The following is a 25839-nucleotide window of genomic DNA, read 5'->3' on the forward strand; positions in this document are numbered from 1 at the left end:
ACACGCATGTTGCGCACGGCGATGGGCCCGCTGATCGCTGCCGCCCTGGATGATCCAGACGTGGTCGAGGTGATGCTCAACCCCGACGGCGTGCTCTGGCTGGATCGCCTGTCAGTCGGCCGCTCCCGCCTGGGCACGCTGGCGGCGGCCGACGGCGAGCGGATCATCCGCCTGGTGGCCGCGCATGTCGGCGCGGAAGTACATCGTGGCCGGCCGCTGCTGAGCGCCGAGTTGCCGGAAACCGGCGAACGCTTCGAGGGCATACTGCCGCCGGTGGTAGCCGGGCCGACCTTTGCCCTGCGCAAACGCGCCGCCGGGGTCATCCCGCTGCAGCAGTACGTCGCCGACGGCATCCTCAGCGCCGCGCAGGCAGAACACCTGCGCGTGGCCGTGCACGAGCGACAGAACATCCTGGTGGCCGGCGGCACCAGCAGCGGCAAGACCACCCTGGCCAACGCGCTGCTGGCCGAGGTGGCCGACAGCGGCGATCGCGTGCTGGTGCTGGAGGACACGGTCGAGCTGCAATGTCCGGCCCTCGATCACGTCGCTCTGCGCACCAAGCCCGGCGTGGTCTCCATGGCTGATCTGGTGCGCAGCACGCTGCGTCTGCGCCCCGATCGCGTGGTGGTCGGCGAGGTTCGTGGCGGCGAAGCGCTGGACCTGGTCAAGGCCTGGGGCACAGGTCATCCCGGCGGTATCGCCACCCTTCATGCCGGTTCTGCACAGGGCGCACTGCTGCGCCTGGAGCAACTGATTCTGGAAGTCGCCCTGACAGCGCCGCGGGCGCTGATCGCCGAGGCGGTCAACCTGGTGGTGTTTCTCGCCGGCCGTGGCCGCGCGCGCTATGTCCAGCAGATCGCCCGCGTCACCGGCTATGACGAGCGCGGCTATCAACTCACCTCCATCGCCCCCGCATTCATTCCTTCGCTTACTCAGGAAAACAGCCATGACTGCCTGCCATCCCCGCGTTGCTAATCGTCGTCGCCTCATCGGCGCCTTGTTGCTCGGAGCCCTCTGCCTAGGCGCCTCCCTGCCGGTGCTCGCTGCTGGCTCCGGCATGCCTTGGGAGGGACCGCTGCAAGCAGTCCTCGAATCCGTACAGGGCCCGGTGGCGCGCATCATCGCGGTGATCATCATCATTTCCACCGGCCTGACGCTGGCCTTTGGCGACACCAGCGGCGGCTTTCGCAAGCTGATCCAGATCGTCTTCGGCCTGTCGATCGCCTTCGCCGCGTCGTCGTTCTTCCTCAGCTTCTTCAGCTTTGCCGGCGGGGCGGTGGTCGCATGAACGGCGAGCGCGAACTCATCCCCGGCTTCGAGGTGCCGCTGCACCGCTCGCTGGCCGAGCAGATCCTGCTCGGCGGCGCGCCGCGCAACGTGGCGATCCTCAACGGTACCCTGGCGGCCGTGGTCGGTCTGGGCCTGCAGCTGTGGCTGCCGGGCCTGGCGCTGTGGCTGGTCGGCCACTCGCTGGCGGTATGGGGTGCCCGCCTGGACCCGCAGTTCCTCCAGGTGTTCGCCCGGCATATCAAGCAGCCCCCGCTGCTGGATGTGTGAGGAGCGCCGCCATGCTGAACCTCACCGAATACCAGCGCCGCCCCGCCCAGCTCGCCGACTGGCTGCCCTGGGCCGGCCTGGTCGCGCCCGGCGTGGTGCTGAACAAGGACGGCTCGTTCCAACGCAGCTTGCGCTTTCGCGGGCCGGACCTGGACAGTGCCACCCAGGGCGAACTGGTGGCCACCTCGGCGCGCCTGAACAATGCCCTGCGTCGCCTCGGCTCGGGCTGGGCGCTGTTTGTCGAGGCCGAGCGCCTGGCGGCGGCGCATTACCCCAACGGCGACTTTCCCGAGCCACTGTCCTGGCTGGTGGACGAGGAGCGCCGCGCGGCCTTCGAGGCTCAGGGTAGCCACTTCGAGAGTACCTACCACCTGACGCTGCTCTACCTGCCGCCGGAGGAGTCGCGCTCGCGCGCCGCCGGCCTGCTCTACGAGCACCGGGCGCAACGTGGTGTCGACTGGCGCGAACGGCTGGCCGCCTTCGTCGCCGAGACGGATCGTTTCTTCGACCTGCTGGACGGAGTGATGCCGGAGTTAGCCTGGCTCGATGACAGCCAGACGCTGACTTACCTGCATGCCACGATTTCGACCCCTCGCCAGCGGGTGGCGGTGCCCGAGGTGCCCTTCCACCTCGATGCCCTGCTGGCCGACAGTCCCCTGACCACGGGCCTGGCGCCACGCCTGGGTGAGCAGCACCTGCGCACGCTGTCGGTACGTGGCTTCCCCACCTCGACCTGGCCCGGCGTGCTGGATGACCTCAACCGCCTGGGCTTCGCCTATCGCTGGTCGACCCGCTTTATCTGCCTGGACAAGGACGAGGCCGAGAAGGAACTGGTGCGCCTACGCCGGCAGTGGTTCGCAAAGCGCAAGGGCGTCCTGGCACTGCTGCGCGAAGCGATCTTCCAGCAGGAAAGCCCACTGCTCGACAGCGATGCGGCGAACAAGGCCAGCGATGCCGACGCGGCGCTGCAGGAGCTTGGCGCCGACCAAGTCGCATTCGGCTATGTGACGGCCACCGTGACGGTGAGCGATGACGACGCCCAGGTCGCGGACGAAAAGCTGCGCCGGGTCGAGCGGGTAATCCAGGGACGCGGCTTCGTCACCATCGCCGAGAGCCTCAATGCGGTGGAGGCCTGGCTGTCGTCGATCCCCGGCAACGCCTATGCCAATGTCCGCCAGCCGCTGATCTCCACGCTCAACCTGGCGCACCTGATGCCGGTCTCGGCGGTCTGGGCCGGCCCCACCCGCAACGAACATCTGGATGGCCCGCCTTTGGTGATCACCCGCACCGATGGCGCGACGCCGTTTCGCCTGGTCACCCATGTCGGCGACGTCGGCCACACCCTGGTGGCCGGCCCTACCGGCATGGGCAAGTCGGTGTTGCTGGCGACCCTGGCCCTGCAGTTTCGCCGCTACCCGGGCGCGCGCCTGTTTCTGTTCGATATGGGGCGTTCGCTGCGCGCAACGGTGCTGGGCCTGGGTGGCGAGCACTACGACCTCGGAGGCGATGGCGACCTGGCCTTCCAACCCCTCGCGCGCATCGATCAGCCGGGATACCGAACCTGGGCCGCCGAGTGGCTGGAGGCTCGACTGCTGCAGGAAGGCGTGGCCGTCGGCCCCGAGCAGAAGGCTGCGCTGTGGACGGCACTCGACAGCCTGGCTGGCGCGCCCGAGGCGCAGCGCACACTGACCGGTTTTTCGGTGCTGCTGCAGGACAACGTCCTGCGCCAGGCGCTGCAACCCTACGTGCTGGGCGGTGCTCATGGCGCATTGCTGGATGCCGATCAGGATCGGCTGGGCAGCGCCGATGTGCAGTGCTTCGAGATGGAGGAACTGATGCACAGCAAGGCGGCGGTGGCCGCCGTGCTGAGCTACCTGTTCGCCCGTTTCGAGGAGCGCTTCGACGGCGAGCCGACCCTAATGATCCTCGACGAGGCGTGGCTGTTTCTCGACGACCCGCTGTTCGCCGCGCGCATCCGTCAGTGGCTCAAGACCCTGCGCAAGAAAAACGTCAGCGTCATCTTCGCCACCCAGTCACTGGCCGACATCAAGGACTCCAGCATCGCCGCGGCAATTATCGAGAGCTGCGCCAGTCGCATCTTCCTGCCCAACCCGCAGGCGGGCGAGCCGCAGGTCCGCGGCATCTACCAAGGCTTCGGCCTCAACGACCGGCAGATCGAGATCATCACCCAGGCCACGCCCAAGCGTGATTACTACTACCAGTCGCGCCTGGGCAATCGCCTATTCGACCTCGACCTGGGGCCGGTAACGCTGTCCTTCGCCGCCTCGGCAAGCCCGGCCGAGCAGCGCGAGATCGACCGCATCCTGCAGGCGTCCGGCACCGCCGATTTCGCCCCTGCCTGGTTGCGTCACCGCGGCCTGGACTGGGCCGCCGACCTGCTCACCGCTTATCCCTCGTCACGCAAGGAGTGCCTGCCATGAATCACCGAATCCGCCGTTATCCATCCGCCGCCCTGCTGACGCTGGGCCTGCTGGTATTGCAGCCGGCCAGCGCCTTCACCGTGATCGACCCGACCAACCTGGCGCAGAACACCCTGACCGCGGTACGCACCCTGGAGATGGTCAACAACCAGGTTCGCCAACTGCAGAACGAGACCCAGATGCTGCTGAACCAGAGCCGCCACCTGGCGCGCCTGGATTACAACGTGCTCAACCGCCTGCGCATGAGCCTGGCCAGTACCGAGCGGCTGCTGGCCGAGGCCCAGGGGCTGGCCTACGAGGTGCAGCGCCTGGATCAGGAGTTCGCCCGCCTCTATCCGGCCGAGTACACCGGCGACGTCAGCAGCCAGCGCCTGGCCGAGGAAGCCCGAGAGCGCTGGCAACAGGGGCTCGACGGGCTCCACACCGCCCTGCGCGTGCAGGCGCAGGTGACGCAGAACCTGGCCGAGGACGAGAGCGCCCTGGCCGCGCTGGTGCAGCAGAGCCAATCCGCGGGTGGCGCCTTGCAGGCCGCCCAAGCCACCAACCAGTTGCTGGCCCTGCAGGCCAAGCAGTCGATCCAGGCACAGCAGCTGCAGATCACCCAGAACCGGGCCATCGCCCTGGAGCTGGCCCGCCAGGCTGCCGCGGCCGAGGAGGCGCGCGAACGGCGGCGGCGCTTTATGGGCAGCGGCACGCCCTACACCCCCTACCCCGTGCAGTTCTATCGGTAGGGAGGCCCCACATGAAAATCCTGGCACTGCTGCCGCTGCTCGCGCTGGCTGCTTGCGGGCATGGCGACGATGGCGTCGTGGCACGGCAAGACGATTCGGCTGAGCGCTTCTACTCCGGCTGCGCCCGGCCTGGCGAGTTTGTCCGGCCTACCGACTTGCCCGCGATCCCGCCAAGCTTCGACGAGAACGTACAATGAACGACGTCAGCGTCATCGACCGATTCCTCGAAGTGTTCGGGTTGTACATCGACACGGGCTTCGGCCTGCTCGGCGGTGAGGTGGCCTTTCTCACCATGACCCTGGTGGTGATCGACATGACCCTGGCCGGGCTGTTCTGGGCCATGGGCGGTGAGGATGTCAGCGCCAAGCTGATTCGCAAGGTCCTCTATGTAGGCGCCTTCGCCTTCATCATCGGCAACTTCAACGTGCTGGCGAAGATCGTCTTCAACTCCTTCGCCGGGTTGGGTCTGCTGGCCTCAGGTTCCGGGTTGAGTCATGCGGAGTTTCTGCAGCCGGGGCGGTTGGCCGCGATTGGGGTTGATGTCGGAGGGCCGCTGCTTGAGCAGATCAGCTCCCTCAGTGGATTTCCCGAAGTATTCAGCAACCTGCACAGCATCCTGGTGCTGTTTCTCGCCTGGCTGGTGGTGATCGTCAGTTTCTTCTTCCTGGCCATTCAGCTGTTCGTGACCTTGGTCGAATTCAAGCTGACCACCCTCGCCGGCTTCGTGCTGGTGCCCTTCGCGCTGTGGAACAAGACCGCCTTTCTCGCCGAGAAGGTGCTGGGCAACGTGGTCGCGTCCGGCATCAAGGTGCTGGTGCTGGCAGTGATCGTCGGCATTGGCAGCGGGCTGTTCGCCGAGTTCCAGGCTGTGCCGGACGAGCCCTCCATCGACCATGCGCTGGTGGTAATGCTCGCCTCGCTGGCCTTGCTCGGCCTGGGCATCTTCGGCCCAGGCATCGCCACCGGGCTGGTCTCCGGCGCACCACAACTGGGTGCTGGTGCAGCAGCCGGTACCGCACTCGGCGCGGCGGGTATGGCAGCAGGTGCTGCTGCAGTAGCAACAGGTGTCGGCGGAGCGGTATTGGCCGGCGCCCGTATGGCGCCCGGTGCAGCACGCTTGGCAATGGGTGGCGCTCGCTCTCTGGCAGGAGCCTCTTCCAGCGCTGCAGCTAGCGGCGCGCCCGCCGCTTCCGATCCTGCAACTGCCCCGACCAAACAGCCCGACTGGGCCAGGCGCCTGCAGCGCAGACAACAACTCTCGCAGGCCACCAATACGGTCGTCCACACCCTGCGCGGTGGCGATGGCGGTGGCTCATCACCCGGGCCGCAGATCCGCGACCCATCGAGTTCGTAAAGGAGTACAAGGATGCGATTCAGACGTCCACGGGTGCGCTACAGCGATACCCCTCAACCCATCACGCCCTACCAGGCCGCGGCACAGGCCTGGGATCTACGCATGGGCAGCAGCCTGGCGCAGGCACGTAACTGGCGGCTGATGGCTTTCGGTTGCTTGGGCCTGGCGCTGCTGATGGCCAGCGGGCTGGTCTGGCGTTCGGCGCAGTCGATGGTGACGCCCTACGTGGTGGAGGTCGACAACCTCGGCCAGGTACGCGCCCTCGGCGAAGCCGCCAGCCCCTACCAGCCCCAGGATGCGCAGATCGCGCACCACCTGGCGCGCTTTATCGAGCAGGTGCGCTCGATATCAATCGATCCGGTGGTGGTCCGGCAGAACTGGCTGGAGGCCTATCACTCCACCACCGACCGCGGCGCGGCCACCCTCAACGACTATGCCCGCGCCAACGATCCCTTCACTCGGGTCGGCAAGGAGTCGGTATCGGTGGAAGTCACCAGTGTGGTGCGTGCCAGCGACAGCTCGTTCCAGGTGCGCTGGATCGAGCGCCGTTTCGTGAATGGTTCAGCCGCCGGCCTGGAGCGCTGGACCGCGGTGATCTCGCTGGTGCTGCAGCCTCCGCGCACCGAGGAAAAACTGCGCCGCAACCCGCTCGGCATCTACGTCAACGGCCTGTCCTGGAGCCGTGAGCTGGACACTACGGAAGGAGCCAAGAAACCATGAAAACCGCCCTGAAGCTCTGTATCTGCCCTCTGCTGCTGAGCCTACTGGCCGGCTGCGCTAGTCAGCAGCCACCGGTAATCGCCCTGGACGAACCTGTCGAGGCGCAGCGTCTACCAGAGCCGCCCAAGCCGATCGAGGTGGTGGCAGTCCCCAAGCCTCTGGCCCTGCCTGCCCAGCTCAAGCCACTGCCGGAAACTCAGCGCAGCAAGCCAGCCAAGGAACCGGCTGATGAGCGTGCGCGGGTCTCGCGTGCCAATCGCGAGGCACGTGTGGCGCCGAGCCGGGAGGGCTATATCAACGCCATCCAGGTCTGGCCCTACTCCGATGGCGCGCTGTATCAGGTGTACACCAGCCCGGGTCGGGTGACGGCAATCAACCTGCAGCCCGGCGAGGAGCTGGTCACCGTGGCCGCCGGCGACACGGTGCGCTGGATCGTCGGTGATACCTCCAGTGGCAGCGGCGACGAGCTACGCACCAGCGTGCTGATCAAACCGACGCGGGTCGACCTCAAGACCAACCTGGTGATCACCACCACGCGCCGCACCTACCTGATCGAGCTGACCTCCACCGAGCACGCCTGGATGGCGTCGGTGTCCTGGGACTATCCGAAGGATCGCATGCTTGCCCTGCAACACCACGCCAGCACCGCCCAGGCCGCAGCGCCGGTGGAGACCGGCCTGGCGCTGGAGCAGCTGCGCTTTCGCTATGCGATCAGCGGCAGCAACCCGCCCTGGAAGCCGCTACGTGCCTTCGACGACGGCCGCAAGGTGTATATCCAGTTCCCCGCTGGCATCGCCCAGGGCGAGTTGCCGCCGCTGTTCGTAATTGGCCCCGAAGGCGACGGACAGCTGGTTAACTACCGCTTCCGCTCGCCCTACTACATCGTCGACCGCCTGTTCGGCGCGGCCGAGCTGCGCCTGGGCGCCGACAAGGGTGACGTGGTGCGGATCGAGCGCACCGATGGCGTGTTACGGAGGCGCTGAGCATGACGGCCAAGGACGACATCCAAAGCCCGGCTAACTCGCTACCGCCCAAGGAAGCGCCGGAGTCGCTGGAGCTGCGCGCCAAGCCGCGTCCGGTCACCCGACTCAATCCGCGCATGCTGGCAGCAGTGGTCGGCGGCCTATCGGCTGCGGTACTCGGAGCCATGCTGTGGTCGCTACAACCGCAGCAGCACCGCCAGGGCGCCGAGCCGAACGAGCTATACAACGTCGACCGGGTGGCGCGCTCCGAGGGGCTGGAGCAGTTGCCGGCAGATTACTCGCAGCTGCCGCGTCCACCTGCTCCCGAAATACCGCAACTAGGCCCGCCGCTGCCCGGCGATCTGGGCGGGCCTATCCTCAGGGCCGAGCACCAAGCGCAGGGCTACAGCCATGGTCCGGATGCCGCTGAAGCCGAGCGCCTTGCGCGGCTCAAGGAGGCCGAGGAAGCGGCGCTGTCCTCGGTGTTTTTCCAAACCGGCGGTGCGAGAAAATCGAACGTCGTACCCACTGGGGGCGCCCAACCCGATCCCATGATCCTGGGTATGGCCTCGTCAGGCGCGGTAGCCGCAACCGCAGGAGCGCCGACCCGGCAGAAACGGAACGAGGCGTTTCTCAGTAAATCCGTAAATGCACAAATCCGTAATTCCGGCTTGCTGCAGATGCCTGACTCGCCCTACCAGGTGATGGCCGGAACCGTCATCGCGGCGGCGCTGGTCACCGGTATCAAATCGGATCTACCCGGCGACGTGATCGCCACGGTGACCGAACCGGTCTACGACAGCGCCACCGGCCAGCATGTGCTGATTCCGCAAGGTGCGCGCCTGCTGGGTCGCTACAACAGCCAAGTGAGCTTCGGGCAAAGCCGCGTGCAGGTGGTGTGGCAGCGGGTGATCCTGCCGGACACCTCGTCCTTCCAACTCGACAACCTGATCGGTACCGACGCTGCCGGCTATGCCGGTCTCGAGGATGGCGTCGACTGGCACTGGGATCGGATTGTCGCCGGCGCGGCCATGACCAGCCTGCTGGGTATCGGCGCCGAGCTGGCGGCACCGACCAGTCGCACCGATGGCGACCGCATCATCATCGCCGGGCGCGACAGCCTGCAGGACACGGTGAATCAGGTTGGCCAGGAGGTTACCCGTCGCAACCTCGATATCCAACCCACGCTGACCCAGCGCCCAGGACTGCCCCTGCGCGTGATCGTCAACCGAGATCTGGTGCTGCCCCCCTATCAGCCTTTCTCCATCCACCAGAGGAGCCCGCAATGAGCACGACCAAGCTGCGCCTCGGCCCGCTGCCGAAAACCGAGAACCTGAAGCTGACCTTCACCTGCCCGGCCAGCCTGAAGGTTGACCTCGAGCGCTACGCGGCGCTGCACTCGCAAACCTATGGCGAAGAAGTCGATGCGCTAGCGCTCATCCCGCACATGCTGGAGGCGTTTATGGCGAGGGACCGAGTGTTCAGGAGGGCCAACACGGAATCCACCTCTTGAGATTGAGCGCTTTGTCGCAAGCCAGCCATTGCGATCAAGCCTGGAAATCGCTATTGATCAGACCCCACAAATCGGCACTAAAGTGCTCTTTAAATCTGGACCAGGAGTAATTTACGGCATTTTATTGCCTTTATCTGTGACAACCAGTAGCTTTAAAGGCATTAAAGTGCCGGAGCCTATATGCACTCTCTCACCCTGCAACTGTACAGCGGCCATGCCTGGCATGACGCCATGCACCTCAACTTCGAGCAGCCCGAGGCAGGTCTGGCAGGGGTGTGCTCTTTTGGCTATGAGCAGACATATCTGCTTGAGACGCTGGAGCATATCGGCAGCCGCCTTGAGCATGCAGTTAGCGCCACAGTGCCGTTGGGTTGGGACTCCTATCGGGGCACCGCTGCTCCCGCATTCCTGCACGACATATTGCCCGCAGGCGCCGCACGCCGTTTCCTACTCCAGCGTTTGGGCGAACAGAAACCCAAGAATCTGGAACTGGACCTATTTCTGTTGAGTCGATGCGCCCCGGCGCCAGTGGGCAACCTGCGCATCAAGGAGGCGGCATTAGCACTTCAAGGAAGTCCGCTGCTGGGTTTCTCTCGCGAAGAAGTAATCAACCGCGACTCGCGCTTTCTGGAATACGCCTACGAGCAGGGTGCGGCTATCGGCGGCGCCACTGGCGCGGGTGGCGAAGCGCCCAAACTGTTGCTGACTGAAGACCGAGAAGGTGCCTTGCACCCAGATGCGGCTCTGCCGGATGCCTATGCAACCTGCCACTGGTTCGTGAAGTTCGCGCGAAACCAGGCTAGGCAGACCGACCAAGACATCCTGCGTAGCGAGTTCTGCTTCTACAGGGCCATTCAGCAACTTGGCCTGGATACTGTACCTGCCGAAGGCCTGGCTCTGGAGGAAGGCCGTAAACCTAGCCTGTGGATGCGTCGTTTTGACCGTCATCTTAGCGCCGCGGGTGTGGAGCGCAGCGCCATGGAGTCCCTTTACTCACTGGCAGGAGTGACCGTGCCGGGCAGCTACCTGCTGCATACCGACGCCCTGAAGCACCTGGCCAGGCTGTGGCAACAGACGGGGCAAGGCGCGCAGGTTGACGACATGATCTTTGAGTATCTACAGCGCGACTTACTCAACCAGATCCTTGGCAATTCGGACAACCATGGCCGCAATACGTCGATCTTGCGAAACAGCACGGGCCTGAAACTCGCCCCCGTCTACGACCTTGCCCCCATGGTGATGGATGATGAAGGCATCACTCGCACTACAAAATGGCCGCAACCTATAGAGATTGCCGGCGAGGTCAACTGGCGCCAAGCCTGTGCTGCATTAAGGCAATGGACCGACGCAGATGTTCTATATGAAAGGCTCAGAGGCGCAGCGCACAACTTCCTCGCCCTTCCCGACCTACTGAGCGATCAGGGGCTACCAGACTCCACCATGAATCATCCGCGTATTGCACTGCGAAACCTCCAGCAACGACTCAGCCGATGGGGGCTTGTCTGAATGGACATCATCGAGCGCAACCGTATTCTGAGCGAAATACAGACCCAACTGGCATCGGGCGAGATGAGCATCGGCCAGGCTGTGCGCAAGTTGCGGAAGGAAATCACCGGATTGCAGCAGGCCCGTTTCGCGCAAATGTGCAAACTCTCCCTGCGCGCCCTCCGTCAACTGGAGCATGACGAATCAAATCCAACCGTGCAGACCCTGAACAGCGTATTCAATCCATTTGGGATGCAAGTTGGCATTGTGCCGAAGACACGACATCAATAGAAGCAGCCGGCCCCCTCCTCAAGGGTGATATTTCTGCCCACGCTGCAACCCTCACTTTTATTATCTGCAACAGTCGTGGAATCGAGTTATAGTTAATAATCAGATCAGCCATATAAAAGGAAGCACATAGAATGTCGAAGCTTGCCGAATTTCGTGCCCTTGAACAGCAACTGGCCGCTCAACTGGCAGAGCTGGAAGCTCTCAAGAAGGATGATGGCCTGAAGAAAGAAATGGAGTTCGAGGAAAAGCTCCGCGCCCTGATGTCCAAGTACGACAAAGGCCTGCGCGACATCATCACCATCCTCGACCCGCAAACCAAAGTCGGCAAGCTCAGCAAACAGGACTCTGGAGTGCGTCGTCCTCGCCAGGTAAAACGCTACAAGAACCCCAAGACCGGCGAAGTTGTTGAAACCAAAGGTGGCAACCACAAAGTCTTGAAAGCCTGGAAAGAAGAGTTCGGCGCTGACGTCGTCGAAAGCTGGCTGCAATAACAATTTACCGACCCTTGGCGCCGTTTCACCAACGGTGCCGACGCCGTCCAAGGCGTCACCCGCTCCCCCGCGCCCATCTACGACTTAGCTTGTTTGCCATCAGACCTAACGCCAATAGGCTGAATCCATTGGAATGGTGCTATGGCATGGAGCAATGAAAACACTGTTTTTGCTGATGGCTCAGTACGACGGACAGGCCGTAATTCCTATCGAATGGGTCTGCCGAGATTTCCTTGGCCTTTCGGTAGACAAGTTCAAACGCAAGCGCCTGATGGGAGAAATAGACCTTCCCGTGATACGACTGGGCGCGAATTCGCAGAAGGCCAACCTCGGCGTGCATTTGGAGGATCTCGCTGCCTACATCGATAGACAGCGAGAGGCTGCAATCAGAGAGCAGGATCAGTTGATGGATCGACGGCGCCTCGCCTGAAGCGCACCCCCTCGATCTCCTGCAGGGCCAAGCGCCACCCGCGCACCCAGCACTACAGGGGCTCCAATGATTTTTTCCAGCCAAGGCCAATCCTTGTAGGGGTCTCCTCGCCCATTCAAATGGGTATAACGACGCATGGAGTTCCAGTCGCGATGCCCTGATACGCTCGCGACCCTTGGTATATCCCAATCCATCTCGAAGAGCCGACTCACGCCATCATGGCGCAGATCATGGAAGTGCAGATCCTTGATAGTCAGAAACTTGCAGGCACGAGTGAAGGCCGCAGAAATTGAGTCCGAGCAGTACGGGAATATCTCTCGGCAAGACTTAGGCATGCTCTGAATAATCTGCCAAGCCTCCTCCGGCAGATGACACCAGACATCATTGCCAATCTTCTGCCCAGGATTTTTCATATCCCGAACAAGCACCGCCTGCCGCCGCTCATCCAGATCCTCCCAGCGAATCCGCGTGATTTCCTCCTGCCTACGCGTCGAGAAGATCGCAAAAGCTATGACCTTGGGCATATGTATCGCGCTAGGCCTGCGTGCCTGGAGATCGAAAAAGTAGGCAAGCAATTTGTCCAACTCATCCCCGCTCGGTCTCCGATCACGCTCTCGACTCCGAGTTACCATACCCAGTTTACGCAGCACCTTGCGCGCATCAGTCATGGCGCTCGCGTCGATCTCATACCCCCAGGCAGGCTTAGCGACAGACAGGACCGCACCAAGGTGCGCGAGATCGTTCCCAACGGTCTGGGCCTGAACGCCGCCGCCCTCCTTGCCCATTCGCCATTGCGCATACTCAACCAGCTTCTGACTTGTCAGATCGACATCAGCGACCTGGCCTAGCCAAGTTCCACTGATCGCTTTCAAGGTAGCTCGCTTCGTTGTTCCGAGCGGGCGGATCAGCTCGTACTCCTCCAGATAGCGCTCAATGATTTTCTTGAGCGGCACATCTTCCCGCGAAGCCTTTTCGAGAGCACCGGGCAACGCAAGCTCGGCCTCCCTCCTCATCATCCAGGCGCGGGCAGCCGGCTTACGATCGAAGGACTGGCTTTCTTGGTAGACTATGACTCCCTTGCGGCGCAGCCGAATCTGAACCGTGTACTTGGTCTGCCCGCTTTTGTTCACGCGCCGAGTGATCGTTCCCATATCGCTCATCACCAGTGCTTAAAATGCATTTATCAGTGCTAAATTTTAGCACCACATGCGCAAAAACGGGCAAAAACGAGCCTTTTCGGCCTTCAATCGACCTGAACCAATGCCTCTAGAATCAACCTCAAAGCCAGAAACCATGCGCCCTCCCCTGTCCCGCCGTTTCTCCGTCGCCCCGATGATGGACTGGACCGACCGCCATTGCCGCTTCTTTCTGCGTCAGCTGTCGCGCCATGCCCTGCTCTACACCGAGATGGTCACCAGCGGTGCGCTGATTCACGGCGATCGCCAGCGCTTCCTGCGCTACAGCGAGTGCGAGCATCCGCTGGCGTTGCAACTGGGCGGCAGCAATCCGCAGGACCTCGCCGCCTGCGCCAAGATGGCCGAGCAGCACGGTTACGACGAGGTCAACCTCAACGTCGGCTGCCCCAGCGACCGGGTGCAGAACAACATGATCGGCGCCTGCCTGATGGGCCATCCGGGGTTGGTGGCCGACTGCGTCAAGGCCATGCAGGACGCGGTGAGCATCCCGGTGACGGTCAAGCACCGCATCGGTATCAACGGCCGCGACAGCTATGCCGAGCTGTGCGACTTCGTCGGCCAGGTGCGTGATGCCGGCTGCCGCAGTTTCACCGTGCACGCGCGTATCGCCATTCTCGAAGGCCTGTCGCCGAAGGAGAACCGCGAGGTGCCGCCGCTGCGCTACGAAGTCGCCGCCCAACTCAAGCAGGATTTCCCCGACCTGGAGATCGTCCTCAACGGCGGCATCAAGACCCTGGAGGAATGCGAGGCGCACCTGCAGACCTTCGACGGCGTGATGCTCGGCCGCGAGGCCTACCACAATCCCTTCCTGCTGGCGCAGGTGGACAGCCGTCTATTCGGCGCCGCGGACAGCGACATCACCCGCATGGACGCCCTGCTCGCCCTGCGCCCCTATGTCGAGCAGCACCTGCGCGAAGGCGGGACCCTGCATCACATCACCCGCCACGTGCTCGGCCTGGCCCAGGGTTTCCACGGCGCGCGGCGTTTCCGCCAGCGGCTATCGGTGGACATCCACAAGGTCAAGGATCCGCTGGCGCTGCTCGATCAGGCCGCCGAGCTGCTGCGCGGGCACTGATCCAGCGGCGCCAGGCAGTAGCGGCTGCGGCCCACGACCTGGACCATGCCCTTGTCCTGCATGCGCCGCAGCACCTGGCGCACGCTGACCAGCGACAGCGGTTCGCCGGCCTCGCTCAGTTGGCGATGCAACTCGCGGCTGGATATCCCCTGCTCGTCGTCGGCGCCGTACAGCGCCTCGACCACCTTCAGCCGCGGCATGCTGCAGCGCAGCCCGACCGCCTGCAGCAGCTGGCGGAACTGGCGGCTATCGGGGGCGGTGTGCGGCGTGGACGGGGCTGTGGCTGGGCGCGACATGGACTGGCTCCTTGATGACGGGTCCGCGGCCGGACTCCACCGACCGGGTCTGTTTTCCGAGATTCATCTAGTAAGACGGATGAGATGGGAAAAAGCGCAGCCCGCAAGCGTAAATATTGTCAGCGCGACGCCCCTCGCTGCCCGTTGAGCCGCCCAGGCGCCTCGGGTAAGGTCGTGACATCCGCAACGACAAGGCTCCGTCATGACCTCCAAGCTGGAACAACTCAAGCAGTTCACCACCGTGGTTGCCGACACCGGCGACCTCGACGCCATCGCCCGCCTGCAACCGGTGGATGCCACCACCAACCCCTCGCTGCTGCTCAAGGCCGCCGCGCTGCCGCGTTACGCCGAGCTGCTGGAGCGCGCCGTGGCTGCTGGCCAAGGCGACCTCGGCCTGGCCTGCGACCACTTCGCCGTGGCCGTCGGCCAGGAAATCCTCAAGGTGATTCCCGGGCGTATCTCCACCGAGGTGGACGCCCGCCTGTCCTTCGACACCAACGCCACCCTGCGCCGCGCCGAGCGCCTGATCGACCTCTACCAGCAGGCCGGCATCGGCCGTGAACGGGTGCTGATCAAGATCGCCTCGACCTGGGAAGGCATTCGCGCCGCCGAACAGCTGGAAAAAACCGGCGTGCAGACCAACCTGACCCTGCTGTTCGCCTTCGCCCAGGCCCAGGCCTGCGCCGATGCCGGGGTATTCCTCATCTCGCCCTTCGTCGGACGCATCTACGACTGGTACAAGAAGGCCGAGGGCCGCGACTTCGTCGGCGCCGAGGACCCCGGCGTACAGTCGGTGGCGCGCATCTACGACTACTACAAGGCCAACGGCTACCAGACCGTGGTGATGGGGGCGAGCTTCCGCAACCTGGGCCAGATCGAACAACTGGCCGGCTGCGACCGCCTGACCATCAGCCCGGAGCTGCTGCAGCAACTGGCCGACGACCAGGGCCCGCTGAGCCGCCGACTGGCCCCCGGCGCCGCCGGCGAAGCCCGCCGCAGCCTGGATGAGAGTGCCTTCCGCTGGGCGCTGAACGAAGACGCCATGGCCACCGAGAAACTCGCCGAAGGCATCCGCCTGTTCGCCCGCGACCAGGAAAAGCTCGAAGCGCTGCTCGCCGCCAAGGCCTGAAACGCAAAAAACGCCAGGAGCGTTTTTTGACGTCGCTTGCGACGGCCCGAAGGGTAGCCGCCATGGATGGCAGGCAACAAAAAGGGGCGCCTGCATGCGGGCGCCCCTTTGCATTGTTCGCCTGTCAGTGCCGTTCGAGGGCGCTGACCAGGTCGTGGAAAGCCTCGCGGTTGGAGTCGTTGAGCCCCATAAGGATGCGGTGGGCCTCCAGCACCTTGGCCTTGACCACCTCTTCGGACTGATCCTGCGACGGCAGATCGTCCAGCGCCTCCGGGCACGGCACCGGCCGGTCGACGATATTGAATACCTGATCGAAGCCCATCGACTGCAGCAGGCGGGTGATGTCGTCGTGAGTGGTGACCACGGTGGGCAACAGACCGACCTTCTGCCGCGACAGGATCGACAGCTTGGCCAGCAGGCCGAGGGTGGTGCTGTCGATGCTGCGGGTTTCGGTCAGATCGATGACGATGGCCGAGAAATTCAGCGCGGTGAAGATCTTTTCAATCGTGGCATCCAGCGCCGAACAGAGCGTCAGGCGCACTTCGCCGACGAATTTGAGGACGAAGGTCCCGTCCTGCTCGGCGAATTGGATACGACCGGGGCTTATCCCAGGATTCATGCAAGGTTCCTGCTTAACACCAGCAAGGCGATATCATCCGGCATCTCGCCCAGATTGGCCAGACCGAGAACTTGACGCAAACCGTCTAGACTGCCGCCAGCCTGGCTAACCAGTTGTGGCAGCGCCAATTCCTTGTCCTTCAGCGTCTCGCCCGGCAACAGGTCGAGAATGCCGTCCGACAACAGCGTCAGGCTGAACGACTCAGGCAGCGGCATGACGTGATCGGCGTATTCGGCCTCCTCGAACAGGCCCACCGGCAGCCCGCGGCCTTCCAGATAACGGGCCTCGCCTTTCTCAAACAACACCGGCAACGGCAGGTGGCCGCCAATGCTGTAGGTCAGCTGCCCGCTCTGCTCGTCGATCACCCCGCCGAGCATGGTCACGTGCTTGCCCAGCTTGCAGTTAATCAGCCCGCGGTTGATGTGGCCGAGCACTTCCGAGGGCTTGAACTCCGGCAGCAGGCCGCCGCGACGCGACTCGTAGAGCAGCCGGGTGGTCATGAACTTGAGCAGCACGGTGACGAAGGCCGAGGACGCGCCGTGGCCGGACACGTCGGCCAGGTAGAAGGCGATGCGGCGCTCGTCGACGCGGAAGTAGTCGACGAAGTCGCCGGACAGGTACAGCGAAGGAATGATCTGGTGGGCGAAGGTCAGGCTGTCGGCGTGCCAGGGCGTCACCGGCAGCATGTTCATCTGCACCTGGCGCCCGGCGTTCTGGTCTTCCTGCAACAGGTGCAGGCTGGCCTGCAGCTCGCGGTTGGCGGTTTCCAGCTTCTCGCGGTAGCGCTGGTTTTCCAGGCGCAGGCGCGAGCGATCGAGGGCGCGGCGCACCGAGTGCTCGAGCACCGCCAGGTCTTCCAGGGGCTTGATCAGATAGTCGGCGGCGCCCAGGCGCAAGGCCTCCACCGCATCGTTCATGACCCCGGCGCCGGACACCACGATCACCGGCACCTCGACGCCGAGGGCATTGATCCGGCGGATCAGTTCGAGGCCATCGACCTGCGGCATGCGCAGGTCGCAGATCATCAGGTCGGGCTTGGCCTGCTGGAACACTTCCAGCCCCTGCAGACCGTTGCTGGCCTGCAGCACCTTGAAGCCGCTGTCCTCGAGGTAGGCCGCGAGGCTGGCACGCACGACTTCGTCGTCATCGATGATCAGCAGAGTGGCACTGGTTTTGTGCATGGGGTATCCAGGCAAACTGCGCCGGGGCAATTGGGTGACGGCCCGTGGCGCGGCGCCGCGTAGGCGGCGCCAGGGCGAATTCAAGGGGCAGACGGTACTCCCATCCGCCGAGCGATTCAAGCCGGCGCCTGTCGTCGTTCGGCGACTTTACAGGGCAAATCGGCGAGGGTTATAAGAACCGCGGAAGAGCCCTATAACAAGAGGACGGCGTCCATGAGTCAGAGTGATCGAGCGTACAGCGAGAAACGCGACTACATCCGCATGCGACTGGAAGCGCCAGTCACCCTGCACCATGGCGGGCGGGAAATTTCCGCGCTGTGCCTGGATCTGTCCAGTACCGGCATGCAACTCGAGGCCGAGGTCGCGCTGAGCATGGGCGAGCGGGTCAAGGTCCACATCCCCTCCGAACACAGCGAGCTGGCCGGCCTCGACGCCCAGGCCGAGGTGGTGCGTATCGCCGATCTGGGCGACGGCCGCCAGTCGCTGGGCCTGGCCATTCTGTCGATGAGCTGACATCTGCACTTACGAAAAAGGCGGCCAAGGGCCGCCTTTTTCATGCCCGCCAAACTCAGAAGTCGTCTTCGACCTGGCCGTCCTGCACCTTGAACTCGCGGTTCTGCAGGTAGGCGTTGCGGATGAAGATGTACTTGTCGCCGCTGATCAGCTTCTCCGCCGACAGCAGGCTGGCGCGGGTATCGACCACATCCACGGCGCGGGTGACGTTGCGCGTCGGCACGTGGCCCATATAGGGATAGGGCTCGAGGAAGCTGTCCGGCAGCTTGCCGGTGGCGTCGCGCACGCTGCTCGGGCCGAGGAACGGAATCACCAGGTAGGGGCCGCTGCCCAGGCCCCAGGCGCCGAGGGTCTGGCCGAAGTCCTCGTCGTTCTTCTGCAGCCCCATCGGCGTGGCCACGTCGAAGAAGCCGAGCAGGCCGAAGGTGGTGTTGAAGATCAGGCGCCCGGTATCCACCCCGGCGTCGTGCAGCTTGCCCTGCAGCAGGTTGTTGGCCAGGTTGCCGACATCGCCCAGGTTGCCGAACACGTTGTGCACGCCGTCCTCCAGAAACTGCGGGGTGACCGCCTGATACCCCTGCGCCACGGGCTTGAGCGCATAGGTGTCGAGGGTGTCGTTGAAGCGGAACATGGCGCGGTTGAAGCCTTCCCAGGGATCGTCCTCCGAGGCGGCCTGCGCCATCGCAGGCAGCAGACCCAGGCCGACGAGCACCATCAGGCCGCCGAGGCGCACGATCCAGCGAGCACCGATCACATGCATTGCAGTCTCTCCTTGAGAAAAGTAGTGTGGCGACCCGCCAGCGGTCGCCGAGGCCGCGCAGTATATAGCCTGAGCCCCCTGATGGCAGCATAGCGGACAACCCCGATGATCGAGAAAATGCTTCTGCACACCGCCCACATCCCCGTGCGCTGGGGCGACATGGATAGCTACGGGCACGTCAACAACAGCCTTTATATGCAATACCTGGAAGAAGCGCGGGTCGCCTGGTTCGAACGCGTCGGCGTGGCGATGAGCGACGCCCCGCAGGGCCCGGTGGTGCTGCAGACGCAGCACACCTACCTGAAACCCGTGGTTCACCCCGCCACCGTGGTGGTAGAGCTTTACGCCGGGGCCCTGGGGCGCAGCAGCCTGGTGCTCGAACACCGCCTGTCGACCCTGGAAGATCCGCAGCGCTGCTATGGCGAGGGCTATTGCAAGCTGGTCTGGGTCGAGCATGCCCGCGAACGCGCGGTGCCCCTGCCCGAGCACCTGCGCGCCCTGCTCGGCGGAGGCTGAGCGGCGTCATCGCCCGGTCATCCTTTGGTCATCTGTGCGCCCTAGAGTGGCCTAGACCATTGCCAGGGATGCACCTCATGCCACACACCAGCCCCACCCTCGCACCGCCTACCGCGGTGTTGTTCGAACTCTCGGGCGGCCTGGTCGACTTCGGCGCCCGCACCCTGCCGGTCGCCCTGCAGCGCCTGCACCCCGATGTCGAGCTGCCCGCCGGCGCCCACTACCCCGAGCAGGCCCTGAGCGAACTGCTCGGCCGGGCGCCGCAGGCCCAGGAACGGCAGGCGCTGCAGCAGATGCTGGCGGCCGTCGCCGACGAGCACGCCGAACTTACCCCCGGCGCCGCGCCGTTGCTGCAGCAACTGCAGGCTCAGGGCACGCCCTGCGCCTGGCTGGACAGCCTGCCCGCGGACGCCAGTGCGCGCCTGGCCGAGGCCCTGCCCGCGCCGCTGGCGGCCGGCAGCGGGCGCAGCGCCCGTCCCTGGCCGGCGCCGGACGCCTGCTGGCAGGCACTCAGCCAGTTGCAGGTCGAGCGCCTCGACGGCTGCATCCTGGTCAGCGGTAACCCGCTGCTGCTGCGCGCCGGGCTCAATGCCGGCTGCTGGACTATCGGCCTGGCCGCCTGCGGCCCGCTGTGCGGCCTGGCGCCGGCCGACTGGCAAGCCCTGAGCGACGGCGAGCGCGAACACCTGCGGGCGCAGGCCACGCTGCAGCTGTATCGCCTGGGCAGCCACTCGGTGATCGACCACCTCGGCGAAATCGGCCCAAGCCTGGCCGATATCGGCATGCGCCGCCGCAAGGGGGAAAAGCCCTGAAGCGGTTTGATCGAGATCAGGCAAAGCCGGCAGGCTTGGAGTACCCTTGAACTCAGGCCGAAACCTTCGACGGCAGTCCGAGGTCAATGCCTATGTCTTCAGACAAGGGAGAACCCCATGCCAGCACGCGACCTGCAGCAGCAACTGGAAACCCTGCGCGACCAACTGGCCCAGGATCCACCGCTCAGCGAGGAAGAACGGGCATCGCTCTACGTCCTGACCCAGGAGATCGAATTGCAACTGGCGCGCCAGGCGGCGGCCGCACCGGACGCCACCCTGGTCGACGGCGTCAACCTCGCGGTGGAGCGCTTCGAAGCCAGCCACCCGACCCTCGCCGGCACCCTGCGCAATATCATGCAGAGCCTGGCCAATATGGGCATCTGAACGCCCACGCCCCTGGTCAGGAACATCGCCCAGACCGCAACCCGGATTGCATCCGGGCTACGACGCCGAATGCCGCTCGCCCGCTGCCGGGGCAGCGGCATTTTTCGTCACTGGGTTTTACCGGGCACGCGCACTGCAGCCGTTCCTGCCGTCGACTACTGACGCACCAGGCGGGCATTGTCCGCGGCGAGCGCCTCGCTGCTGCGGTAGGGATTGATATCCAGCCCACCGCGACGCACGTAGCGCGCGTAGACCGTCAGGCTCTGCGGCTGCAGCAGGCGCTGCAGGTCGAGGAAGATGCGCTCGACGCACTGCTCGTGAAAGTCGGCGTGCTGGCGAAAGCTCACCAGATAGGCCAGCAGGCTGGCGTGATCCAGCGCCGCGCCGCGGTACTGCACCACCAGGCTGCCCCAGTCCGGTTGGCCGGTGACCGGGCAGTTGGACTTCAGCAGGTGGCTATGCAGGCTCTCCTCCACCACGCGTTCCGGGTCGCAACGCAGCAGTTCGGGTTGCGGCTGATCGTACTGGCTGACGCTGATGTCCAGCTCGTCGATACAGACGCCGGGCAAGGCCGCCACGCCCTCGTCGGCCACCTCGGCCAGGCTGCGCAGGCGGACCGCCACCGGCTTGCCGGCCACCGCAGAGAGATCGCGCACCAGGGTCGCCTGCACCTCGTCCCAGGTGGCGAAGGGCGTCTGGTTCAGCGAGTTGAGGTAGAGCTTGAAGGATTTCGATTCGATGATGTGCGGCGAGTCGGCCGGGATGGCGAATTCGCCGATGGCCACCACCGGCTTGCCCGAGGGCAGCAGCCAGGACAGCTCGTAGCAGTTCCAGTAGTCCACGCCGCGATACGGCAAGTGCTCGCCATCCAGGCCCAGCTCGGCCCATTTCGCCGCACGCGGGATGGGGAACAGCAGCGCGGGGCTGTATTCGGCGATGTACTGGCTGGACTTGCCCAGCGGGGAGTGTTCGGCGGGGTGCTGCATGACGGGGAATCCGGGTCGGCAAAAACCCGACGAGTTTAATCGCTTTGCCGCCGGCTTGTCGTTGCCGGGCGATGACCGCCGGGGCTGCAGCCCCCGCACGAACACGATGGAGACCGCGCCGAGCCAAGGGGCGCGCGCGAGGCCGACATTCCCGGATATTGCCGCTCGCCAGCCGGCCGTTCGGCGCAATTGCCCGACAGAGTGAACGCCCGTACACTGCGCGGCCTTTTTCCCTGACGGTCGTACCAATAATGCTCTTCGTTCTGCGCATGCTGCTGATGGGCGTGCATTTCATCCTCGCCGGGCTGGTCGGCCTGCTGATCGGCCTGTGCCGACCGTTCAACCCGGACAACAGCCGCCTCTGTGCCCGCCTCTATTCCCTGCCGGCCCTGTGCCTGCTGCGCCTTAAGCTTAAAACCGAGGTGCGCCCACTGCGGGAGCATCGGCGCGCCTGCGTGATCATCGCCAACCACCAGTCCAACTACGACCTCTACGTGCTCGGTCGCGTGGTGCCGCGACGCACCGTGAGCATCGGCAAACAGAGCCTGAAGTGGCTGCCCCTCTTCGGCCAGCTGTACTGGCTGTCCGGCAACGTGCTGATCGACCGCAGCAACCCGGCCGCCGCCAAGCGCGCCATGCTGACCACCACCGAAACCCTGCGCCAGCGCGACACCTCGATCTGGGTATTCCCCGAAGGCACGCGCAACCTGGGGCACGGCCTGCTGCCGTTCAAGAAAGGCGCATTCCAGATGGCCATCGCCGCCGGCGTGCCGATCATCCCGGTGTGCGTCAGCAACTATGCCCAAGCCATGCGCCTGAACCGCTGGGACAGCGGCCGCATCCTGATCCGTTCGCTGCCGGCGATCCCCACCGCCGGCCTCAGCCTGGACGACATGCCGGCGCTGATCGAACGCTGCCAGCAGGCGATGAGCGACTGCATCGCCGCCATGGATCGCGAGCTGGCGCAGGCCTGAAGCACTCGCGCCCAGGATGATCGAGAGCGGTTTCGACCAGTTGCTCCCATGAAGAAGGCGATGCCCCCGTTACGGGTCGATGCTACGGGAGCGGATTTATCCGCGAATTTCGCGGCTGAAGCCGCTCCTACAGAGGTGCAATGGCCAACGGAGACATGGCCATAAAGAAACCCGGCATGCGGTAAAGCTGTTCAATTAAGCATCGGACGGACACGATCAGTCCCCTCGCCTCTCTGGGGAGAGGGTTAGGGCGGGCCGCGTTCGGAGAGGGGAAAACTGGCAGTTTCGCGGTGTTTTCAGCCCTCTCCCCCGGCCCCTCTCCCATAAATGTGAGAGAGGAGCAAAGCGCGCACGACCTTAAGTGAACAGTATTACCGGCGTGCCGGGGTTTTTCGTTTGGCCCGTCAACCGCAGGTAGGCGCGCTCGTTGCAAGCATATCGCCGGCCCCGGATTTCGTCCGGGCGACGGGTCGCTCGGCAGGGTGCGCCATGCGCACCGGATTCGACGCGCTGCAGCCTGCCGCGTGGGGTTCCGGTGCGCACGGCGCACCCTACACGCGAGCAAAAAAAAAAGCCCGCAGTGTGAGCGGGCGTAAGGACTCGAACGAGTCTGAGGGTGACAAGCATTCGTCTGACGGGCAGTTGGCCCGCCAGTCACTCAGCTACCGCGGTAGGTGGAGTAGCTGTAGGGGGAAATCAGTAGCGGCACGTGATAGTGCTCCTGGCCGGCGTCGATGCCGAAGCGCAGCACCACTACATCGAGGAACGCCGTATCCGGCAGTTTCACGCCGCGGGCGCGGTAGTAGTCGCCGGCGTGGAAGTGCAGCTGGTAGACGCCCGTGCGATAGTCCTCGCCCTGCAGCACCGGCGCATCACAACGGCCGTCGTGGTTGGTGGTAACGCTGTTGATCAGCTCCAGCTGCGCGCCTTCGACGCGGTACAGCTCGACCTTGATGTCACTCCCCGGACAACCGTGCGCGGCGTCCAGTACATGCGTAGTCAAACGTCCCATGGCTCTCGGGCGCCCGTCGCGGCCTGCGGCTACACGGACACCACACCTCCTCTACTCTGTTGAAATCGGCTCGTCGCAGTGCTCCGACGCTCTGGCAGGATAGCACGCAGGACGAATATAAAACACTTTACACAAAAATTGTACACAATAAATCCAGTGAAAGGCCCGACCCGACAACCGACCCGCTCACATCCTATCGGCATGCAACTCAGCAGCCGCGCCAGCAGCGGAGCACATAGCTGACCAATCAGGCAAGTTTCTTGCTTGCTCGAGCAGGGAAGAAAATGACGAAAAGTCGATTTACAAACGGCAACTAACTTTGTATACAATTAGCCATCCCGGTCGCGCGGCCATCCGATCCCGAGGCGCGCAGTGACCGCAACGTTCCAGATAGGAAGACTGCAGTGAGCGCTGATTACCCACGCGATTTGATCGGCTACGGCGACACCCCTCCGCATCCGCACTGGCCGGGCGATGCCCGCATCGCCTTGTCCTTCGTGCTCAACTACGAGGAAGGCGGCGAGCGCAACATCCTCCATGGCGACAAGGAATCCGAGGCCTTTCTCTCCGAGATGGTCGCCGCCCAGCCGCTGCAGGGCCAGCGCAACCTGTGCATGGAGTCGCTCTACGAGTACGGCAGCCGCGCCGGCGTGTGGCGTCTGCTCACCCTGTTCAAGAAACACGACATTCCGCTGACCGTGTTCGCCGTGGCCATGGCCGCCCAGCGTCATCCCGAGGCGATCCGCCAGATGGTCGCCGCCGGTCACGAGATCTGCAGCCACGGCTACCGCTGGATCGATTACCAGAACATGGACGAGGCCACCGAGCGCGAGCACATGCTCGAGGCCATCCGCATCCTCACCGAGCTGACCGGCGAGCGCCCGCTGGGCTGGTACACCGGCCGCCTGGGTCCGAACACCCGGCGCATCGTGCGCGAGGAAGGCGGTTTCCTCTACGACTCCGACACCTACGACGACGACCTGCCCTACTGGGACCCGGCCAGCACCGCGGAGAAACCGCACCTGGTGATTCCCTACACCCTGGACACCAACGACATGCGCTTCACCCAGGTGCAGGGCTTCAACAAGGGCGACGACTTCTTCGAATACCTCAAGGACGCCTTCGACGTGCTCTACGCCGAGGGCGAGGCCGGCGCGCCGAAGATGCTGTCGATCGGCATGCACTGCCGCCTGCTCGGCCGCCCGGCGCGCCTGGCTTCGCTGGCACGCTTCCTCGATTACGTGAAGAGCCACGACAAGGTCTGGTGCGCCCGCCGCGTCGACATCGCCAAGCACTGGCACGCCACCCACCCCTTCCGTGCGACCGCCGAACAAGAGAGCAGCAAATGAGCCGTTTCCAGACCCTGACCCCGTCCCAGCTGAGCCGCGAGGCCTTCGTTGCCGCCTTCGCCGACATCTACGAGCACTCGCCCTGGGTCGCCGAGAAGGCCTACGATCTCGGCCTGGACGCAGCCGTCGACGAGATCGACGGCCTGCAGCAGCGCATGGCCGACATCCTCCTGTCCGCCAGCCATGAGGCGCAGCTGGCGCTGATCAACGCGCACCCGGACCTGGCCGGCAAGGCTGCCGTGCGCGGCGAGCTGACCGCCTCCAGCACCGCCGAGCAGTCCGGCGCCGGCATCCACGAATGCAGCGCCGAGGAGTTCGCCCGTTTCACCGAACTCAACGACGCCTACAAGGCCAAGTTCGGCTTCCCCTTCATCAAGGCCGTCAAGGGCAGCAACCGCCATCAGATACTGGCCGCCTTCGAGGAGCGCATTCACAACACGCCGGAGCAGGAATTCCAGACCGCCCTGGCCGAGATCAACAAGATCGCCATGTTCCGCCTGCAGCAGCTGTAAGGCCGCAGTCCCATTCAACCGAGCAGAACAAGTAGAACAGCCATGCGTAGCCTGACCATCGAGCCCCTGAGCAAAGAAGCCTTCGCCCCTTTCGGTGACGTGATCGAAACCAACGGCAGCGACTTCTTCATGATCAACAACGGCTCCACCCGCCGCTATCACAAGCTGGCCACGGTGCAGACCGCGCAGCCGGAGGATCAGGCCATCATCAGCATCTTCAGCGCCGAGGCGCTGCAGATGCCCTTGACCATCCGCATGCTGGAACGCCATCCGCTGGGCAGCCAGGCCTTCATTCCGCTGCTCGGCAACCCCTTTCTGATCGTGGTCGCGCCCGTTGGCGATGTACCTGTATCAGGGTCCGTCCGTGCCTTCCTCAGCAATGGCAGGCAGGGCATCAATTACCATCGCGGCGTCTGGCACCACCCGGTGCTGACGATCGAAAAGCGGGATGACTTCCTGGTGGTTGATCGCAGTGGTTCCGGCAACAACTGCGATGAGCATTTCTTCAATGAGGACGAGCTCCTTCTCCTCAACCCCCACCAATAAGAGA

General features: G+C 64.3%; 32 protein-coding genes. 25 read left to right on the forward strand and 7 right to left on the reverse strand.

Annotated elements, in window-relative coordinates; translation table 11 throughout:
* Positions 1-6: 6 nt before the first annotated feature.
* From trbB to ACIGKL_RS01950, 15 genes are all read left to right on the forward strand, one after another.
* The gene (trbB, locus tag ACIGKL_RS01880) at positions 7-975 is read left to right on the forward strand and encodes a P-type conjugative transfer ATPase TrbB (RefSeq protein WP_397486234.1); all 969 of its coding nucleotides are present in this window, start codon (positions 7-9) and stop codon (positions 973-975) included.
* A complete protein-coding gene (locus tag ACIGKL_RS01885) occupies positions 875-1288 on the forward strand; it encodes a TrbC/VirB2 family protein (RefSeq protein ID WP_397485031.1) in 414 nt (137 codons plus the stop codon). Before trbB ends, ACIGKL_RS01885 begins: the two co-directional genes overlap by 101 nt.
* On the forward strand, positions 1285-1557 hold the full coding sequence (locus ACIGKL_RS01890) for a conjugal transfer protein TrbD (protein ID WP_397485032.1): 273 nt from the start codon (positions 1285-1287) through the stop codon (positions 1555-1557). The genes ACIGKL_RS01885 and ACIGKL_RS01890 overlap by 4 nt, the downstream gene beginning before the upstream one ends.
* 11 nt (positions 1558-1568) lie before the next feature.
* Positions 1569-3998: a conjugal transfer protein TrbE gene (gene trbE / locus ACIGKL_RS01895; RefSeq protein ID WP_397485033.1), complete on the forward strand. Its 2430-nt coding sequence runs from the start codon at positions 1569-1571 to the stop codon at positions 3996-3998.
* Positions 3995-4729 (forward strand): P-type conjugative transfer protein TrbJ, encoded by a 735-nt coding sequence (gene trbJ / locus ACIGKL_RS01900; protein ID WP_397485034.1) that lies wholly within the window; start codon positions 3995-3997, stop codon positions 4727-4729. Before trbE ends, trbJ begins: the two co-directional genes overlap by 4 nt.
* 11 nt (positions 4730-4740) lie before the next feature.
* Positions 4741-4926: a hypothetical protein gene (locus ACIGKL_RS01905; RefSeq protein WP_397485035.1), complete on the forward strand. Its 186-nt coding sequence runs from the start codon at positions 4741-4743 to the stop codon at positions 4924-4926.
* Complete coding sequence (gene trbL / locus ACIGKL_RS01910) at positions 4923-6083, forward strand: P-type conjugative transfer protein TrbL (protein WP_397485036.1); 1161 nt, start codon at positions 4923-4925, stop codon at positions 6081-6083. Before ACIGKL_RS01905 ends, trbL begins: the two co-directional genes overlap by 4 nt.
* A 12-nt stretch (positions 6084-6095) precedes the next feature.
* The gene (gene trbF, locus ACIGKL_RS01915; RefSeq protein ID WP_397485037.1) at positions 6096-6803 is read left to right on the forward strand and encodes a conjugal transfer protein TrbF; all 708 of its coding nucleotides are present in this window, start codon (positions 6096-6098) and stop codon (positions 6801-6803) included.
* Positions 6800-7786 carry a P-type conjugative transfer protein TrbG gene (trbG, locus tag ACIGKL_RS01920; protein WP_397485038.1) on the forward strand — a complete coding sequence of 329 codons (987 nt, stop codon included), beginning with the start codon at positions 6800-6802 and terminating at the stop codon, positions 7784-7786. Before trbF ends, trbG begins: the two co-directional genes overlap by 4 nt.
* A gap of 2 nt (positions 7787-7788) precedes the next feature.
* The gene (locus ACIGKL_RS01925; protein ID WP_397485039.1) at positions 7789-9054 is read left to right on the forward strand and encodes a TrbI/VirB10 family protein; all 1266 of its coding nucleotides are present in this window, start codon (positions 7789-7791) and stop codon (positions 9052-9054) included.
* The gene (locus ACIGKL_RS01930) at positions 9051-9278 is read left to right on the forward strand and encodes a DUF2274 domain-containing protein (RefSeq protein WP_397485040.1); all 228 of its coding nucleotides are present in this window, start codon (positions 9051-9053) and stop codon (positions 9276-9278) included. The genes ACIGKL_RS01925 and ACIGKL_RS01930 overlap by 4 nt, the downstream gene beginning before the upstream one ends.
* 180 nt (positions 9279-9458) lie before the next feature.
* The gene (locus ACIGKL_RS01935) at positions 9459-10784 is read left to right on the forward strand and encodes a type II toxin-antitoxin system HipA family toxin (RefSeq protein ID WP_397485041.1); all 1326 of its coding nucleotides are present in this window, start codon (positions 9459-9461) and stop codon (positions 10782-10784) included.
* The gene (locus tag ACIGKL_RS01940) at positions 10785-11054 is read left to right on the forward strand and encodes a helix-turn-helix domain-containing protein (RefSeq protein WP_397485042.1); all 270 of its coding nucleotides are present in this window, start codon (positions 10785-10787) and stop codon (positions 11052-11054) included. It begins immediately after the preceding gene.
* 131 nt (positions 11055-11185) lie between these two features.
* A complete protein-coding gene (locus tag ACIGKL_RS01945) occupies positions 11186-11545 on the forward strand; it encodes a histone-like nucleoid-structuring protein, MvaT/MvaU family (protein WP_397485043.1) in 360 nt (119 codons plus the stop codon).
* Positions 11546-11699: 154 nt separating this feature from the next.
* Entirely contained in the window at positions 11700-11975 is a 276-nt protein-coding gene (locus ACIGKL_RS01950; RefSeq protein WP_397485044.1) for a pyocin activator PrtN family protein, read from the forward strand.
* Here ACIGKL_RS01950 and ACIGKL_RS01955 read toward each other — a convergent pair.
* Positions 11945-13126, reverse strand: a complete 1182-nt coding sequence (locus ACIGKL_RS01955; protein ID WP_397486235.1) for a tyrosine-type recombinase/integrase — start codon at positions 13124-13126, stop codon at positions 11945-11947. The two genes, ACIGKL_RS01950 and ACIGKL_RS01955, sit on opposite strands and share 31 nt — an antisense overlap.
* A gap of 109 nt (positions 13127-13235) precedes the next feature.
* On the opposite strand from ACIGKL_RS01955, the gene dusA reads away from it, so the two are divergent.
* Positions 13236-14246 (forward strand): tRNA dihydrouridine(20/20a) synthase DusA, encoded by a 1011-nt coding sequence (dusA, locus tag ACIGKL_RS01960; RefSeq protein ID WP_397485045.1) that lies wholly within the window; start codon positions 13236-13238, stop codon positions 14244-14246.
* Here dusA and ACIGKL_RS01965 read toward each other — a convergent pair.
* Complete coding sequence (locus ACIGKL_RS01965) at positions 14216-14542, reverse strand: transcriptional repressor (RefSeq protein ID WP_397485046.1); 327 nt, start codon at positions 14540-14542, stop codon at positions 14216-14218. The genes dusA and ACIGKL_RS01965 overlap by 31 nt on opposite strands.
* Positions 14543-14744: 202 nt before the next feature.
* Between ACIGKL_RS01965 and tal the strand changes: the two genes are divergently transcribed.
* Positions 14745-15671, forward strand: coding sequence for a transaldolase (gene tal, locus ACIGKL_RS01970; protein ID WP_397485047.1), 927 nt, complete (start codon positions 14745-14747; stop codon positions 15669-15671).
* 124 nt (positions 15672-15795) lie between these two features.
* Here tal and rssC read toward each other — a convergent pair whose 3' ends face one another.
* Together rssC and rssB are read right to left on the reverse strand one after the other, a co-directional pair.
* A complete protein-coding gene (rssC, locus tag ACIGKL_RS01975) occupies positions 15796-16278 on the reverse strand; it encodes an anti-sigma factor antagonist RssC (protein ID WP_031302906.1) in 483 nt (160 codons plus the stop codon).
* 8 nt (positions 16279-16286) lie between these two features.
* Positions 16287-17471, reverse strand: coding sequence for a two-component system response regulator RssB (rssB, locus tag ACIGKL_RS01980; protein ID WP_397485048.1), 1185 nt, complete (start codon positions 17469-17471; stop codon positions 16287-16289).
* Positions 17472-17684: 213 nt separating this feature from the next.
* Here rssB and ACIGKL_RS01985 point away from each other — a divergent pair, with 213 nt between their 5' ends.
* Complete coding sequence (locus ACIGKL_RS01985) at positions 17685-17984, forward strand: PilZ domain-containing protein (protein WP_397485049.1); 300 nt, start codon at positions 17685-17687, stop codon at positions 17982-17984.
* A gap of 55 nt (positions 17985-18039) precedes the next feature.
* On the opposite strand, the gene ACIGKL_RS01990 is transcribed toward ACIGKL_RS01985, so the two are convergent.
* Positions 18040-18744, reverse strand: a complete 705-nt coding sequence (locus ACIGKL_RS01990; protein ID WP_397485050.1) for a VacJ family lipoprotein — start codon at positions 18742-18744, stop codon at positions 18040-18042.
* A 105-nt stretch (positions 18745-18849) separates the two neighbouring features.
* On the opposite strand from ACIGKL_RS01990, the gene ACIGKL_RS01995 reads away from it, so the two are divergent.
* From ACIGKL_RS01995 to ACIGKL_RS02005, 3 genes are all read left to right on the forward strand, one after another.
* Positions 18850-19260: an acyl-CoA thioesterase gene (locus tag ACIGKL_RS01995; RefSeq protein WP_397485051.1), complete on the forward strand. Its 411-nt coding sequence runs from the start codon at positions 18850-18852 to the stop codon at positions 19258-19260.
* A 77-nt stretch (positions 19261-19337) separates the two neighbouring features.
* Positions 19338-20072, forward strand: coding sequence for an HAD family phosphatase (locus tag ACIGKL_RS02000; protein ID WP_397485052.1), 735 nt, complete (start codon positions 19338-19340; stop codon positions 20070-20072).
* Between the two features lie 117 nt (positions 20073-20189).
* Positions 20190-20456 carry a DUF4404 family protein gene (locus ACIGKL_RS02005; RefSeq protein ID WP_021441956.1) on the forward strand — a complete coding sequence of 89 codons (267 nt, stop codon included), beginning with the start codon at positions 20190-20192 and terminating at the stop codon, positions 20454-20456.
* Between the two features lie 155 nt (positions 20457-20611).
* Here the strand turns inward: ACIGKL_RS02005 and queF are convergent, their stop codons facing one another.
* Positions 20612-21442: an NADPH-dependent 7-cyano-7-deazaguanine reductase QueF gene (queF, locus tag ACIGKL_RS02010; protein ID WP_397485053.1), complete on the reverse strand. Its 831-nt coding sequence runs from the start codon at positions 21440-21442 to the stop codon at positions 20612-20614.
* Positions 21443-21693: 251 nt separating this feature from the next.
* Here queF and ACIGKL_RS02015 point away from each other — a divergent pair, with 251 nt between their 5' ends.
* Positions 21694-22416, forward strand: a complete 723-nt coding sequence (locus ACIGKL_RS02015; RefSeq protein ID WP_397485054.1) for a 1-acylglycerol-3-phosphate O-acyltransferase — start codon at positions 21694-21696, stop codon at positions 22414-22416.
* Between the two features lie 658 nt (positions 22417-23074).
* On the opposite strand, the gene uraH is transcribed toward ACIGKL_RS02015, so the two are convergent.
* Positions 23075-23428 (reverse strand): hydroxyisourate hydrolase, encoded by a 354-nt coding sequence (gene uraH / locus ACIGKL_RS02020; protein ID WP_021443269.1) that lies wholly within the window; start codon positions 23426-23428, stop codon positions 23075-23077.
* Positions 23429-23832: 404 nt separating this feature from the next.
* Here uraH and puuE point away from each other — a divergent pair, with 404 nt between their 5' ends.
* Genes puuE through ACIGKL_RS02035 form a run of 3 tightly spaced genes read left to right on the forward strand, consistent with a single transcriptional unit; the run spans position 23833 to position 25835 of the window.
* Positions 23833-24777, forward strand: coding sequence for an allantoinase PuuE (gene puuE, locus ACIGKL_RS02025; RefSeq protein ID WP_397485055.1), 945 nt, complete (start codon positions 23833-23835; stop codon positions 24775-24777).
* The gene (gene uraD, locus ACIGKL_RS02030; RefSeq protein ID WP_397485056.1) at positions 24774-25289 is read left to right on the forward strand and encodes a 2-oxo-4-hydroxy-4-carboxy-5-ureidoimidazoline decarboxylase; all 516 of its coding nucleotides are present in this window, start codon (positions 24774-24776) and stop codon (positions 25287-25289) included. The genes puuE and uraD overlap by 4 nt, the downstream gene beginning before the upstream one ends.
* A gap of 42 nt (positions 25290-25331) precedes the next feature.
* Positions 25332-25835 carry an ureidoglycolate lyase gene (locus tag ACIGKL_RS02035; RefSeq protein WP_397485057.1) on the forward strand — a complete coding sequence of 168 codons (504 nt, stop codon included), beginning with the start codon at positions 25332-25334 and terminating at the stop codon, positions 25833-25835.
* Positions 25836-25839 lie beyond the last annotated feature (4 nt).

The sequence above is a fragment of the Pseudomonas sp. NPDC077186 genome (assembly GCF_044543505.1).
Taxonomy (GTDB): domain Bacteria; phylum Pseudomonadota; class Gammaproteobacteria; order Pseudomonadales; family Pseudomonadaceae; genus Aquipseudomonas.